The sequence below is a fragment of the Vibrio sp. 10N.222.52.B12 genome (genome assembly GCF_002875385.1).
GTDB classification, from domain to species: Bacteria; Pseudomonadota; Gammaproteobacteria; order Enterobacterales; family Vibrionaceae; genus Vibrio; species Vibrio jasicida.
In genome coordinates this window covers 84,817-97,882 of record NZ_MDAW01000145.1, presented here as the reverse complement: position 1 = coordinate 97,882, position 13,066 = coordinate 84,817, and the positions used below count along the sequence as shown (strand labels likewise).

Annotated in this window: 12 protein-coding genes; 3 read left to right on the top strand and 9 right to left on the bottom strand. The window is 44.7% G+C overall.

What is annotated here, in order from left to right:
- Positions 1-11 precede the first annotated feature (11 nt).
- Entirely contained in the window at positions 12-2,417 is a 2,406-nt protein-coding gene (gene pheT / locus BCT11_RS21240) for a phenylalanine--tRNA ligase subunit beta (protein WP_102389234.1), read from the top strand.
- Positions 2,418-2,497: 80 nt separating this feature from the next.
- Here the strand turns inward: pheT and BCT11_RS21235 are convergent, their stop codons facing one another.
- Both BCT11_RS21235 and BCT11_RS21230 read right to left on the bottom strand, forming a co-directional pair.
- Positions 2,498-3,223 (bottom strand): metallophosphoesterase, encoded by a 726-nt coding sequence (locus tag BCT11_RS21235; RefSeq protein WP_102389276.1) that lies wholly within the window; start codon positions 3,221-3,223, stop codon positions 2,498-2,500.
- Between the two features lie 86 nt (positions 3,224-3,309).
- Complete coding sequence (locus tag BCT11_RS21230; RefSeq protein ID WP_038868634.1) at positions 3,310-4,188, bottom strand: AEC family transporter; 879 nt, start codon at positions 4,186-4,188, stop codon at positions 3,310-3,312.
- A 528-nt stretch (positions 4,189-4,716) separates the two neighbouring features.
- Here BCT11_RS21230 and ihfA point away from each other — a divergent pair.
- Positions 4,717-5,013 carry an integration host factor subunit alpha gene (gene ihfA, locus BCT11_RS21225; protein WP_005427969.1) on the top strand — a complete coding sequence of 99 codons (297 nt, stop codon included), beginning with the start codon at positions 4,717-4,719 and terminating at the stop codon, positions 5,011-5,013.
- Positions 5,014-5,148: 135 nt separating this feature from the next.
- Here ihfA and BCT11_RS21220 read toward each other — a convergent pair whose 3' ends face one another.
- The gene (locus BCT11_RS21220) at positions 5,149-5,922 is read right to left on the bottom strand and encodes a RelA/SpoT domain-containing protein (protein ID WP_102389233.1); all 774 of its coding nucleotides are present in this window, start codon (positions 5,920-5,922) and stop codon (positions 5,149-5,151) included.
- Positions 5,923-6,258: 336 nt separating this feature from the next.
- On the opposite strand from BCT11_RS21220, the gene BCT11_RS21215 reads away from it, so the two are divergent.
- On the top strand, positions 6,259-6,909 hold the full coding sequence (locus tag BCT11_RS21215) for a thiopurine S-methyltransferase (RefSeq protein WP_102389232.1): 651 nt from the start codon (positions 6,259-6,261) through the stop codon (positions 6,907-6,909).
- Positions 6,910-6,988: 79 nt separating this feature from the next.
- On the opposite strand, the gene purT is transcribed toward BCT11_RS21215, so the two are convergent.
- The 6 genes from purT to BCT11_RS21185 all read right to left on the bottom strand — a co-directional run bounded on the left by purT (position 6,989) and on the right by BCT11_RS21185 (position 12,843).
- Complete coding sequence (gene purT / locus BCT11_RS21210; RefSeq protein WP_102389231.1) at positions 6,989-8,164, bottom strand: formate-dependent phosphoribosylglycinamide formyltransferase; 1,176 nt, start codon at positions 8,162-8,164, stop codon at positions 6,989-6,991.
- 147 nt (positions 8,165-8,311) lie between these two features.
- Positions 8,312-9,199, bottom strand: a complete 888-nt coding sequence (cdd, locus tag BCT11_RS21205) for a cytidine deaminase (RefSeq protein WP_102389230.1) — start codon at positions 9,197-9,199, stop codon at positions 8,312-8,314.
- 268 nt (positions 9,200-9,467) lie between these two features.
- The gene (locus tag BCT11_RS21200; protein WP_038874735.1) at positions 9,468-10,145 is read right to left on the bottom strand and encodes an LrgB family protein; all 678 of its coding nucleotides are present in this window, start codon (positions 10,143-10,145) and stop codon (positions 9,468-9,470) included.
- 1 nt (position 10,146) lies between these two features.
- A complete protein-coding gene (locus BCT11_RS21195; RefSeq protein WP_102389229.1) occupies positions 10,147-10,521 on the bottom strand; it encodes a CidA/LrgA family protein in 375 nt (124 codons plus the stop codon).
- Between the two features lie 58 nt (positions 10,522-10,579).
- Positions 10,580-12,001 carry an exodeoxyribonuclease I gene (sbcB, locus tag BCT11_RS21190; protein ID WP_038868626.1) on the bottom strand — a complete coding sequence of 474 codons (1,422 nt, stop codon included), beginning with the start codon at positions 11,999-12,001 and terminating at the stop codon, positions 10,580-10,582.
- 161 nt (positions 12,002-12,162) lie between these two features.
- Complete coding sequence (locus tag BCT11_RS21185) at positions 12,163-12,843, bottom strand: DUF1826 domain-containing protein (protein ID WP_102389228.1); 681 nt, start codon at positions 12,841-12,843, stop codon at positions 12,163-12,165.
- Positions 12,844-13,066: the final 223 nt, after the last annotated feature.

Here is a 13,066-nt window from a genome sequence, read left to right as displayed (position 1 = left end):
GATAAATCACTATGAAATTCAGCGAATCATGGCTTCGTGAGTGGGTTAGTCCTTCGATTACCACTGACGAACTAACTCACCAAATTACAATGGCGGGTCTAGAAGTTGACGACGTACTACCTGTAGCAGGTTCGTTCAACGGCGTTAAAGTTGGTCACGTTGTTGAATGTGGTCAGCACCCAGATGCGGACAAGCTACGTGTAACGAAAGTTGACGTGGGTGAAGAAGAGCTTCTAGACATCGTTTGTGGCGCACACAACTGTCGCCAAGGTTTGAAAGTAGCAGTAGCAACAGTTGGTGCTGTTCTTCCGGGCGATTTTAAAATCAAAAAAGCGAAATTACGTGGTCAACCATCTCACGGCATGCTTTGTTCATTCACTGAACTAGGTATCGACGTTGAGTCAGACGGCATCATGGAACTAGCAGAATACGCAGTAATCGGTACCGATTTCCGTGAATTCCTAGGTCTAGACGACGTAACGGTAGACGTAGACCTAACAGCAAACCGTGCTGACTGTTTCAGCATTCGCGGTATGGCACGTGAAGTAGGTGTATTAAACCGCGCTGACGTGACTGAGCCATCAGTAGAAGCAGTAGCGACTTCAATCGAAGACAAAGTGTCTATCGAAGTGAAAGCGCCAGCTGCGTGTCCACGTTACCTAGGTCGTGTGGTTAAGAACGTGAACGTTCAAGCTGAAACGCCACTATGGATGCAAGAAAAATTGCGTCGTTGTGGTATTCGCTCAATCGATCCTGTTGTAGACATCACTAACTACGTGCTTCTAGAGCAAGGCCAACCAATGCACGCATTCGATCTAGCGAAGATCGAAGGTGGCATCGTAGTTCGTATGGCTGAGCAAGGTGAGAAGTTAACTCTTCTTGACGGCAGCGAAGCAGAACTAAACGCAGATACGCTAGTAGTAGCAGACCACAACAAAGCACTTGCAATTGCAGGTATCTTTGGTGGTGAGGAGTCTGGTGTAACAACTGAGACTAAAGACGTTCTACTAGAGTGTGCATTCTTTGCACCTGACCACATCCGTGGTCGCGCACGTAGCTACGGTCTGCATACAGATTCTTCTATGCGTTTTGAGCGTGGTGTGGATTACGCACTGCAAGTAAACGCAATGGAGCGTGCAACAGAGCTTCTTGTTGAAATCTGTGGCGGTGAAGTTGCACCTGTTGTTGCTGTAGAGTCTGAAACAGACCTACCTAAGCCCAACAAAGTTGCTCTACGCCGTACTAAACTAGACAACCTACTAGGTCACCACATTGTTGATGCTGACGTAGTAGAAATCCTAGAGCGTCTAGGTTTGACTGTTGAAGCTTCAGAAGAAGGTTGGATGGCAGTAGCGCCAACATGGCGTTTTGATATCGCTATCGAGCAAGACCTGATTGAAGAAGTTGGCCGTATTTACGGTTACGACAACATCCCTAACCAACACCCAGCAGCAGCGCTTAAGATGCACAACCACGTTGAAGCGGATCTTCCACTGAAACGCGTTCGTGATCTTCTTGTTGACCGCGGTTACCACGAAGCAATTACATACAGCTTCGTTGAGCCAGAGCAACAAAAGCTAGTTGTTCCAGGTGTTGAGCCGCTAATCCTGCCATTCCCAATTTCAGCGGATATGTCAGCGATGCGTCTTGGTCTTATCCAAGGTCTGCTGAACACGGTTGTTCACAACCAGAAACGTCAACAGCCACGCGTTCGTCTATTCGAATACGGCCTACGTTTCATCCCATGTGAATCTGCAGAAAACGGTATGCGCCAAGAGCCAATGCTTGCAGGTGTTATCGCTGGTACTCGTGGTGAAGAGCACTGGGATATCGAAACTAACACGGTTGATTTCTTCGATCTTAAGGGCGATCTAGAAGCGATTCTAGAGCTATCTGCGAACGAAAAAGCATACTCTTTCGCTGCACTGTCACCTGAAAGCAAAAAAGCTAACCCAGCACTTCATCCAGGTCAATCTGCGACAATCATCGTAGATGGCAAAGAAGTGGGCGTGATCGGTACAGTTCACCCTGAGCTTGAGCGTAAGTTCGGTCTAAACGGTCGTACTATCGTATTCGAAATCGAATGGTCTGCAATCAACAGCAAAGTGATCCCAGAAGCGGTAGCACTTTCTAAATTCCCTTCAAACCGTCGTGATATCGCGGTAGTCGTGGACGAAGCTGTTGCATCTGGTGACATCGTTAACGCTTGTCTAGAGCAAGGTGGCGAGTTCCTTAAAGATGCGAAACTGTTCGACGTTTACGTAGGTAAAGGTGTTGAAGAAGGTAAGAAGAGCCTAGCCATTGCTCTGACTCTACAGTCACTTGAGCGTACGCTTGAAGATGCAGATATCGCTGGTGCGGTTGACGCTATCGTTGCTCACGTTTCTGAGAAGTTTGGTGCGTCTCTACGTGACTAATCTTGCGTAACGCATCTTCTTAAGAAATGAAAACCCTGCCAGTTTGGCAGGGTTTTTTGTATTTTTGGAATAGGGAATAGCTAGAGCCAAATTGTCTCCACTTTGATCCTCTCATCTTCAAAGAAAATCTTATTCACACCAATCTTTTCACTTCGGTTGTATTCGTCAATACTGTGGTCAAAGCCGTAAGCGGTGGCGGGGGCCATATGTTGAGTCACACCTTGCTTCGTCACCGTTAGTGCATCATGACCATGCCCGCAAATTACATCTTGAACTCGATGCTTAGCCAAAAGCGCAAGTAAGCTTGCATCGTTCTCCAAACAAATCGCTTTCATCCAGTCTGAGCCGACAGGAATAATGGGATGGTGGACAACGACAATCGGGTTGGTTGCATGGCGAAGCTGCCGTTTAAAGCGGGCAACTCCACGGTTATCAACTCGGCCAGAGCCAAGAGGATGGTGTTCATCTAATGGTTTAGCGCTCGAATCTAAAAACAATACTTGTCGCCCATGAATTTCCGCTTTTTCAACAACATGAATGCTGCTATCACGAAATTCTTCTTTCATTAGGATGAAGTCATCATGGTTACCTGCAATGGCATAAACGTGTTTGTTTTGGATATGTCTATTTAAGAACGCAAGCAAAGCTTGATAGTCGCTAGCCCTAGGGTTGCAGCATAGGTCTCCAGTCAGTAGGAGAGTGTCGCAGGTTGTTTCATTTTGAGCCGTATTAAGGGCTTTGCGAAGGCGGTTAAAGCTGGATTCATCGCTTAAGTGGCAATCACTAATTTGGATAACGGTACGCACGATTATGAAATAGCCTGACATTCTGTTGAGTTATTTAGTGCAGTGTAACATTGTTAATCGCTGTGTGGTCCGCGAGCTTTATGCCTTTATGTCAATGAAAGCGTAAACATTAACAGTAATGGTAGCGTGAGAATGCTAAAGAAGTTACCAAATAGCACCATAGAGGCGACGGTCATCGGCTCTATGTTCAATCGTTCAGCAAAAAGATAATTCATCACTGCTGGTGGCAACATTGTAAATAGCACCATCATTTGCAATTGCATGGTTGGAAGTGGGATAAGCCAATAAATTACCGCAAACGCGACCGCACCAGTTAACAACGACTGCACTGTACAAAGCAACCCTACTCTCAAACCACCAAGTCTTAAGTTACACATCTGAGCACCCAGAGAAAGCAGCATGACAGGGACAGCGGCTTGTCCAAGTAAAGCGGTCGCTTCGTAAAATGGTGGCCAAACGTTGAATCCAGAAAGGTTGATAATGAGTGCTAAAGAAGCAGAGATAAAAATAGGCATTTTAAACATTTGCTTCAATGGGTTGCCACTACTTAGAAGCATCACGCCCAAACTGATATGTAAACAGGCAGAAACCACAAACAACAATACTGCAGAAGGGAGAGCTAGCTCTCCAAAAGTATAGGTGAACAACGGAATTGCAAGGTTTCCGCTATTTCTAAACATATGTGGTGGTGCCCACGCTTTGAAAGAGAGTCCTGTTAACTTGGCTATGGGTAGCATGAGTAACCCAGGGACGATAACAGCAATAATTGCGGCCAGTAGGAGGGGGGCTTGCCCAATATCAAGAGGCATGCTGACCAAAGACGAAAAGACCAATGCAGGAGTAAACACATCCATGTTGATGCGATTGATCGGCCGAAAATCTGGTTTGATATAACGTCCGACTAAATAACCCGCACAAGCTAAAGCAAAAACAGGGAACAGAATACTGATGACTTGGTGAAACATTGGGTGCTCTGAACGGGAGTTATTTATTTGCAAACAGTACCAACGTTTCTCTATGTCGTCATTGTTATCTCATCAGAATATTGGCACCGTTCAAGCTTTCTTTTTATGGAAAAATCAGCAGTATCTGCATTAAAAGTAACTTGAATGGTACTGGTCAGATCTATATTGCTCATCACTCAAACCACTGAAAAATTGGAAAGTTTTTTGTCAATTGTTTGTAAAGTGACCAGTATCTGACATTTTTGTTAAATAGTGATTAATGTTGTTTTTTGTTTTTAAACTAGTAATTTGAACTGGATATTTTTCCTTGAAAAGAGAGAATTAAAGTAAAATCTCGAAATATTGGTGGGTAAAGTAGCTTCCTCTTCCAGTGAACGATATATTAGCAAAGAAAAAAGTTGGCGAAAATCATAAGCTTGGCATACACTTCCTGATGTAACCCCGATATGTTGTTGAATTGGTAGGGTAAAACTGCTCTGGCGCTACACATAAGGTAGCATTGTTTAACATAGCTTTGAGGAAAGTTTTATGGCGCTCACAAAAGCCGAACTTGCAGAAAACCTGTTTGATAAATTGGGATTTAGTAAACGGGACGCCAAGGAAACGGTGGAAGTGTTCTTTGAAGAGATTCGTAAGGCACTGGAAAGTGGCGAACAGGTAAAACTGTCAGGTTTTGGTAACTTCGATCTTCGTGATAAGAACGAACGACCTGGTCGTAACCCGAAAACTGGTGAAGATATTCCAATTACTGCTCGACGTGTCGTTACGTTCCGCCCGGGTCAGAAGTTGAAAGCTCGCGTAGAGAACTTAAAGGCAGACCAGTAAGCCATGTAACATGGATTGAGACCACGCTTTGTCGTGGTCTTTTTGTCTGTAGGTTTCGGTATTTACTAAAGAACAAATAAAAAACCACCGCAATTTCGGTGGTTTTTTAGTATTAAGTACATCAGTTTATGTCAATTATGCCGCTTCTAAGTGTGTCGTTAGGTATGGATGCCATGCCTCTTGATATAAGTTTTTAGATTGCGTACGCATGTTTCTAATTGATGCCATTTCTAAGTCATTCAAATGGCGATCCTCCACTAGAGCTTGACGCTCTAATTTCTGAATCTGTTCATATAAGTCGTGTTCTGGACCGTTTTTTACATCCGCAATAGCTTTTAAATGCAGCTGCACTTCGGCAACGAGGTTGGTCTTAGGTAAACGAACTAAGAGGTTTAGGTCTCGATAACCGGAATCTGTTGGTTTTTTAAAGCGGTTTTTCACTTTCACTATCGTTGTTTCACGCTCTAACGCTTCGTATACCGAAACCAAGCTTGCTACATCGTCAGCAACAATGGTTGCACGTGCTAAGTCAGTGATTCGGTTTACTTGACCGTCCAATTCGTGAACAATTTTCTCTTCGGCACGGTGCTGAGATTTAACGCCAGCAAAGTAAGGCTGAGCATCAGTAAGAAGGGCAGTACTTTTACAGATAGTCTCTAGCTCGAACTGCGCTTGGTGAGCTTTGCTGTAAAGTACGTCGAAATCTGAATAAGGCTGAGTTGGTTTGGAGTCGATTGACTGAATGCCATACAAACCACTAAGGCTATGTTTGAACAATTTTGAACAAACTTCGTTTTGACTAGCTGAACGATCTTGTTCGTTATTTGTGACATTTGGAAGTGCGGCGAACGCCGGCGCACGGCTTAGTACTAGAAGCATCAATGCTGTAGTACGTAGAAATAAGCTCATTCACTCTCCTTAACTTGCTTGCACTTAGAAAATGGGTAACGAAAAGGTCACTAAGATTCGCAAATCAGGTACTACCTAGTTAATGGGGGCTCTACGATAGATTCCAAGGCTGTTTTTTAGCCGTATGGTGGAATCGTGTTCTAGATCACCATTTTGCTTTCCTTTATTCTGACAACCAGAAAAAGGAAGGGTTCATTCTTGAACGATAGCCATACTACCATTGCAGTATTAACCAAAGATGAACGGCATAGACAAATTTGAAAAAATCATTAGTCTTACCCCACAAAAGCGAAGCGCAAAGCTCGAATCCACAATCAGCCGACAAGTAGAAGTAAAATGAGAGATCAAGAATTTTGGCACAGTAAATGGGCGAGTAACCAAATTGGTTTCCACCTAGATGATGTGAATCCACTGTTACCTGCATTTTGGCAGCATACCAATCCTAAACGCGAAGACACCGTGTTAGTTCCTTTGTGCGGAAAGTCAGAGGATTTGGTATGGCTTGCGACGAAGCATGATGAAGTGCAAGGTGTCGAACTCAGCCTTATCGCCGTGCGTGCGTTTTTTGCTGAACACTTCTACACGCCGACTGTCACATCACTAAACGGCATGCATGAGTTGTATCAGTTCGATGAGTTGTCGATTTACACTGGCGACTTCTTTACTGCGCCTGTTTCTAAAGCCGATATCATTTACGATCGTGCTGCGCTTGTGGCTTTGCCGCAAGAAATGCGAGAAGAATACGTAGCTCGTCTTAAGCAACTGTTGAACCCTGGCGGACGTATTTTACTTGTGACTCTTAACTACCCACAAGATGAGATGTCAGGCCCTCCATTTAGCGTGCCAGTCGAAGAGATTGAACAGCTGTTTGCGGGTTATAAGGTAACTTGTTTGAATGTCGATCAAGCCGACGAAAACCATCCAAAAATTGCGAAGAAAGGTCTAAGCCGCTTCTCTGAAGAAGTGTACTTAATAGAGGGCGAATAAAGGACTTTTCGAACCCACAGAAAGAAAAAGCGCAGCCAATTGAGCTGCGCTTTTGTCTATCTTTGGCTGATTAATGAAATCAGTAAACGATCTGCACTCTAGATGCGTTATTCACTGCATCTTCAATCGAATCTTCAATAGTCTTGCGACGCGTTAAAACAACGCCTAAGCGACGACGACCGTCTATTTCAGGTTTGCCAAACAAACGTACTTGAGTTTGTGGCTGAGCTAGTGCTTTGGCAACATTGTCAAAGCGGATATCAGTTGATGTACCTTGGCCTAAAATAACCGCTGATGCTGATGGTCCATACTGAACTATGTTGTTGATTGGCATGCCGGTAAACGCTCGAACATGCAGTGCGAACTCAGACATTTCTTGAGAAATCATGGTTACCATGCCGGTGTCGTGTGGGCGAGGGGACACTTCGTTAAAAATAACCTTATCGCCTTTAACAAACAGCTCTACACCAAAGATACCGTAGCCACCCAGTGCATTAACGACTTTCTCTGCCGTGTATTCAGCCGCTTTGATTGCGTTGTCTGACATTGCTTGTGGCTGCCATGATTCACGGTAATCACCATCCTCTTGACGATGCCCGATCGGAGCACAGAAGTGCACTCCATCAGCTGCGCGCACGGTGAGAAGTGTGATTTCGTAATCGAAGTCAATAAAGCCTTCAACAATCACACGCCCAGCACCTGTACGACCACCTTCTTGTGCGTAATCCCAAGCCGTTTGAACATCTTCTTCTGATTTGATAACGCTTTGGCCTTTACCAGAAGAGCTCATCACTGGCTTAACAACACACGGGATTCCAACGTGTTCTACTGCTGCTTTAAAGTCCTCAAAGCTGTCAGCAAATTGATAAGGGGAAGTGTTTAGGGCCAACTCTTCAGCAGCAAGGCGACGAATGCCTTCACGGTTCATTGTCAGCTTAGTTGCTTTCGCTGTAGGAACAACGTTCAAGCCTTTCTCTTCTAACTCGACCAATTTATCGGTCGCGATAGCTTCAATTTCAGGAACCACGTAAGCAGGTTGCTCTTTATTGATGATCTCTTCCAAAGCCTGACCATCAAGCATGTCGATGACGTAGCTACGATGCGCCACTTGCATCGCTGGAGCATCGGCATAACGGTCGCACGCGATCACTTCCAAACCAAGACGTTGGCATTCAATTGCCACTTCTTTACCAAGCTCGCCAGAGCCCAAAAGTAATACACGGGTAGCATGAGTGCTAGTAGCAGTACCGAACATAGTGTTCCCTTACAAAATAAAGTGATGAAACCGAATTTGCAGGGGATCATACTGATTTTTACGGATGAAGCAAACGTTTGCGCATGGTTTTTGATAATAAAAAAGGCCCTACTTCAAGTAGAGCCTATCTCTTAAGCATCGTATGAATTAAACGTTCACAAAACTCACTGGAATATCAGGATTTAGTGCTTCTAGCGTTGATTGAGTATCAGCTAGGTGACTGATCTTGCCTTGTGAGTTTTCAACCAAGGCTGCTGCTTTGATGTCTTCAAACTGCTCACCCGACATCAAGATCTGAATCAGAGCAACTTGAAGTGGAGGAAGGCTAGGGTTGAACGCTGCATTCTCTGCATACGCGCCTTGGAATACGCGACCGCTGTTCATCTCAAGCGCAATACCGCTTAAGTTGTTAGTGTATGGCGCGTGGCTGATGTTCATCGCATTGACGGCTTTTTGGATTAAAGCATCGTCTTCATCACAAACAAACTCGCGCTTCACCTCAGCCATAAGACCTGACTCAATGCCTAGATCCGCTGGACCAAACGCTTCAGGAAGGTAGTGATGAAGTGACTTTTCTTCACGTTCTGGTAATTGGATCTTCAGTTCTTTCGCGGTGCTTAGTTCATTCATGAACTGACGGCAGTGACCACAAGGGCTGTAGTTGATGGTAATGTCTTTTACGCCATGTTCGCCTTTCATCCAAGCGTGGCTAATCGCGCACTGCTCAGCATGAACGGTTTGACCTAGCTGAACACCGAAAAATTCCATGTTCGCGCCAAAATAAAGACGACCTGATAGGCCGCGAACAATCGCACCTACATAAAACTCAGAAATCGGAGCGTAAGAAAACGCTGCGGCAAAAGGAAGTAGAGCAACACGAAGCTCTTTGTCTGAAAGGTTGGTAGCGTTCAGCAGCTCATCAAACTGTTGCTCAGAAATAGTGGCATCAAAATCGTCAGCGAGAACGATAGGAGCAAGATGTGTTGAAAGTGCTTCAGGAGCGCTTGCTAGCGCCTGTTCAATGCGACTTTTCATGTCGAATCCTTGTTATTGCATGGACAGTTATTCTATGCGAAAGATGGAAATGTTCTGTGCTTTAGATCACGTTAATGTCTGTAATGATGATTTACGTTACATAGTTAGAGTGAGCTCACACATGTATTCGATTGCACAGAGGCTTAACGTTATCTCTGTCCCATAAATAACTATATCAACTCAGATTCATACTGCGAGTTTTTTGGAAAGGAGTTAAAGCCTGCTCAGTCTATTTACGTCAAGAAAGAGCAGGCTTTGGCATTTATCTTTATTGGTATAACCAAACGGCTAAAGCAAAGAAGCTTGGCGCAAGTATCGATGTGATAATACCGCACAACACGAGTGCGAGTGATGAAAAGGCAGCATCACCGGGTTGTTTCTCTGCGCAAGTTGCCGTACCAAGCGCGTGGGAAACAGTACCCATTGTTAATCCGCGCGCAATAGGGTGTTTGATGCCGATAAGATTGAAGATTGGATACGCCAAAATCGCACCGAATAAGCCAACAATAAGCACAAGAATGGCGGCAACAGCGGCTTCACCACCTAAGTGGCTAGAGATTTCCATCGCGATAGGGGTAGTTACCGATTTGCCTACTAAGCTTGCAATGAGACTGATGTCTGCTTTGAATGCAACGGCAATCAGTGTCGCTGTTAGCATAGACATCACGCTGCCTAAAGAACAAGCCAGCGCGATAATGCGCCAATTGGCTTTGATTTGAGGCAGTTGCTCATAGAGCGGATACGCTAGCGCAACAACAGCGGGTTGGAGTAAGAAACTGATGTACTCGTTATCGGCATAGTAAGTCTCGAACGGTACTTTCAAAAAGGTAAGCAATGGAATTAACACAGCAATACTGATCAGTAGCGGATTCGCGATAGGATTATTGACCTTAATGGCGATTTGACGTGCTGCGAGGAAAACAACAATAGTGACAATTAACCACATATTAATGCTTCTCCTTTAGCAAGTAATCTAAGAACCATGCCAAACTGACCAGTACAATCAGTGAGCCGCCAACTGCACTCGCAATAATAGGGAGCGCGTTTGCCAACAACATATCAAAGTGTTGCATCAAACCAACACTGATTGGGACGAACAATAAGATCATGTAACGAATAAAAAGCGTTGCTCCCGGCCTTACCCATTCAACTTTAACTAAGCCAAGGGTCATAGAGAAAAACAGCACAAGCATGCCAAGAACACTTCCGGGAACGGAGATGCCAGCGAATTTTTGAATTGTGTTGCCGATACCAAGTGCTCCCATAATAAGTGCGAGGGAAATAAGCAAATGGATCAGCTGTAGTAATCGGTCTTTAATCATTTTGACAGCATATAAAACAACAAACACACCCGAAGGTGCGTTTGAACAAGGTAAGAAATTAGGAGGCTAGGCTCTCTACGTAACGATAGACAGATTTTAATAGTGCTATCTTCTTTTCGTCACTTTCATGTTCGTGAACTAAGTTTTCTAAATTCAGCATATACTCTTCAATTTGGCTTTCGAAAACTTCACGACAGTGTTGTGCCCAACGTCTTTGTTCTTGTTCATCCAGTGTGCCAGCGTAGTGACGGGCACGGTAACGGAACAACAGTGGTTTAATTCGTTTATCGTCGAATTCGATATCAAGAGCTGCGAGGTTGTTTGGATCCGTTTCTCGGATGATATCCATTGCTGCTCGATCGGCTGGGGAGAAAAATCCATCGTACAGCTGCGTATCAACGTCATCGCTCTTTTCGAATTCACGCTCAATAGAGAATAGACTAATAAGTTTGTCTCGGATCTCTGGATGCTGACGAAGTAAAGCAAGATTGCTTAAGCATTTTTGGCGATCAATACCAATCAACTCTGCGTTTTCGGCTGTCAAAGTCTTTGCGGGAGCAAGAATAGGGCACTTATTCAAATGCACCAGTTTGACAGGAACAGGAAGCAAGTCTCCTAATTCATCGCGTTTGGTGTACAAGCGTTCTTTTAGCTCTTCTGCCGAAAGGTCGAGGATCGGCTGAGGATCTTTTGCCAAGTCGATCGTGATAACGGCGTTGTTGTTTGTTGGATGCCAAGCGACAGGTACGATCCAGCTTGTATACTGGCATTCACGCCCTAACATGCCAGAAACGTGCATTAACGGTGTCATGTTGACGATATCAACAAGGTCGTTCAGTTTGCGTTTGTTACGCATAGAGAAAAAGTAATCAAACAGCTTCGGTTGTGCCGCTTTGACTTTCTTCGCCATTTCGATGGTCGCGATGACGTCTGCCATCGCATCATGGGCGTTACTGTGCTCGATACCGTTGGCTACCGACAAGTGCTCCAATTTAAAGCTGGTAAAGCCTTCATCATTTTCTGGCCATTCCACGCCTTCCGGCCGAAGCGCATGACATGCGCGCATTACGTCCAACAAATCCCAACGTGAGTTGCCGTTTTGCCAGCTCCATGCGTAAGGGTCGATAAAGTTACGGTAACAGGTGTAGCGTGTCACTTCATCATCGAAACGAATACTGTTATATCCAAGGCTAGTGGTCTTTGGCTTCGAAAGCTCTGCGTGAATTTTTGCAATAAATTCTGGCTCGGGTAAGCCTTCTTGCATTGCTTTTTGCGGCGTGATACCGGTAATCAAAGCTGCTTCGGGAGAAGGGAGGTAATCAGCAGGTGGTCGGCAATACATGACTAATGGTTCGCCGATGATATTGAAGTTTTCATCTGTACGAACGCCAGCGAATTGGCTCGGACGATCTTTGGCTGGACTTGTACCCCAAGTCTCGTAGTCAAAGAAGAAAAAAGTGGGCTGATTATCTTGGTGCATTCTGCTTACCGTTTACGGAACCGATGGGAGTATTAGACCATTCAACGCCTTGACTCGCAACGAAAGATGCAAGGTGAAGTTGTGAAAATGGAAAAGCCGACGGCGAACCGTCGGCTTAATATTTGGGAATTGACTAATGCTTAGACTATTGAGGTGTTGTATCACCCAAAATCTAAGGTTAATAGCAAGCGAGGCTCACTCGAATCAATGCTCGGAGACCGGTGTACCAGACCTCTGTTTTCATTGCCGCTCCAACGTTCACCTTTCAGAAGTGCAACATCACCCACAGACAAATGTTGAATGTCGCTCTCTTTCGGGTACAAACCTGACTTCGAGTCTGGGAGTCCATTGCTACCGTGTCCTAGTTTGGCGCGATTAACGTCATCGTTGGCTAGCCATTGTGTCGCAGTACCATGATATGTGGTTACCAATCGGCAAGGTACTTGGTCAACGTGAAAGCGGGGGCACATTGCGCTATTAAGCGTTGCGAGGCGTAATCCTGTATCTTTTAGTTCAAACAAATAGCAAAACATATCAACCAACTCAGCAATATTTCTTAGTAGCACGTCTGGCGCTTTTCCGTCAGTTGCGAATTGCAATGTTTCTAAAGCATTTTCTGGGGAGACGCTCAACGACTTACCAAAGTTGGGGTTTGATGTAACAAACGCTTTGCTGGCATCAATCAGTTGTTGATCAAATTGACGCTGCCAAATCGCGATATTTATGTCTTCCTGATAAATGTCTGCCAACACCGTCGGTTCTTTCCGTGCACTGAAACATGCAGTTTTGTGTGTGTTTCCCAAGGCTTCAGTTGTAATGGACTCGGTTAAAGTTGAAGTCATGATATAACCTCCGATGTTATTCGTATGCGGATTTAATTTGTTGTAATGTTATATCATAACATATTTTGCTAACAAACCTATTTGCCGCAAATCTTATTTAGACTCTAGTAAGTCTTTGAAAAAGGTTGGGGAGATTCGCCATGCTTTTATTTTAGCGAGCCTGAAAACCAAAAAAGCCGACGGGAAAACCATCGGCTTGATTATTTGAGTGGTTGAAACAGTG

Coding starts and splice junctions, on each gene's coding strand:
- BCT11_RS21200 (WP_038874735.1), bottom strand. CDS start 10,145: ATGTGGTTAATTGTCACTATTGTTGTTTTCCTCGCAGCACGTCAAATC.
- cdd (WP_102389230.1), bottom strand. CDS start 9,199: ATGAAAAGTCGCATTGAACAGGCGCTAGCAAGCGCTCCTGAAGCACTT.
- sbcB (WP_038868626.1), bottom strand. CDS start 12,001: ATGCACCAAGATAATCAGCCCACTTTTTTCTTCTTTGACTACGAGACT.
- BCT11_RS21230 (WP_038868634.1), bottom strand. CDS start 4,188: ATGTTTCACCAAGTCATCAGTATTCTGTTCCCTGTTTTTGCTTTAGCT.
- ihfA (WP_005427969.1), top strand. CDS start 4,717: ATGGCGCTCACAAAAGCCGAACTTGCAGAAAACCTGTTTGATAAATTG.
- purT (WP_102389231.1), bottom strand. CDS start 8,164: ATGTTCGGTACTGCTACTAGCACTCATGCTACCCGTGTATTACTTTTG.
- BCT11_RS21220 (WP_102389233.1), bottom strand. CDS start 5,922: ATGAGCTTATTTCTACGTACTACAGCATTGATGCTTCTAGTACTAAGC.
- pheT (WP_102389234.1), top strand. CDS start 12: ATGAAATTCAGCGAATCATGGCTTCGTGAGTGGGTTAGTCCTTCGATT.
- BCT11_RS21215 (WP_102389232.1), top strand. CDS start 6,259: ATGAGAGATCAAGAATTTTGGCACAGTAAATGGGCGAGTAACCAAATT.
- BCT11_RS21195 (WP_102389229.1), bottom strand. CDS start 10,521: ATGATTAAAGACCGATTACTACAGCTGATCCATTTGCTTATTTCCCTC.
- BCT11_RS21185 (WP_102389228.1), bottom strand. CDS start 12,843: ATGACTTCAACTTTAACCGAGTCCATTACAACTGAAGCCTTGGGAAAC.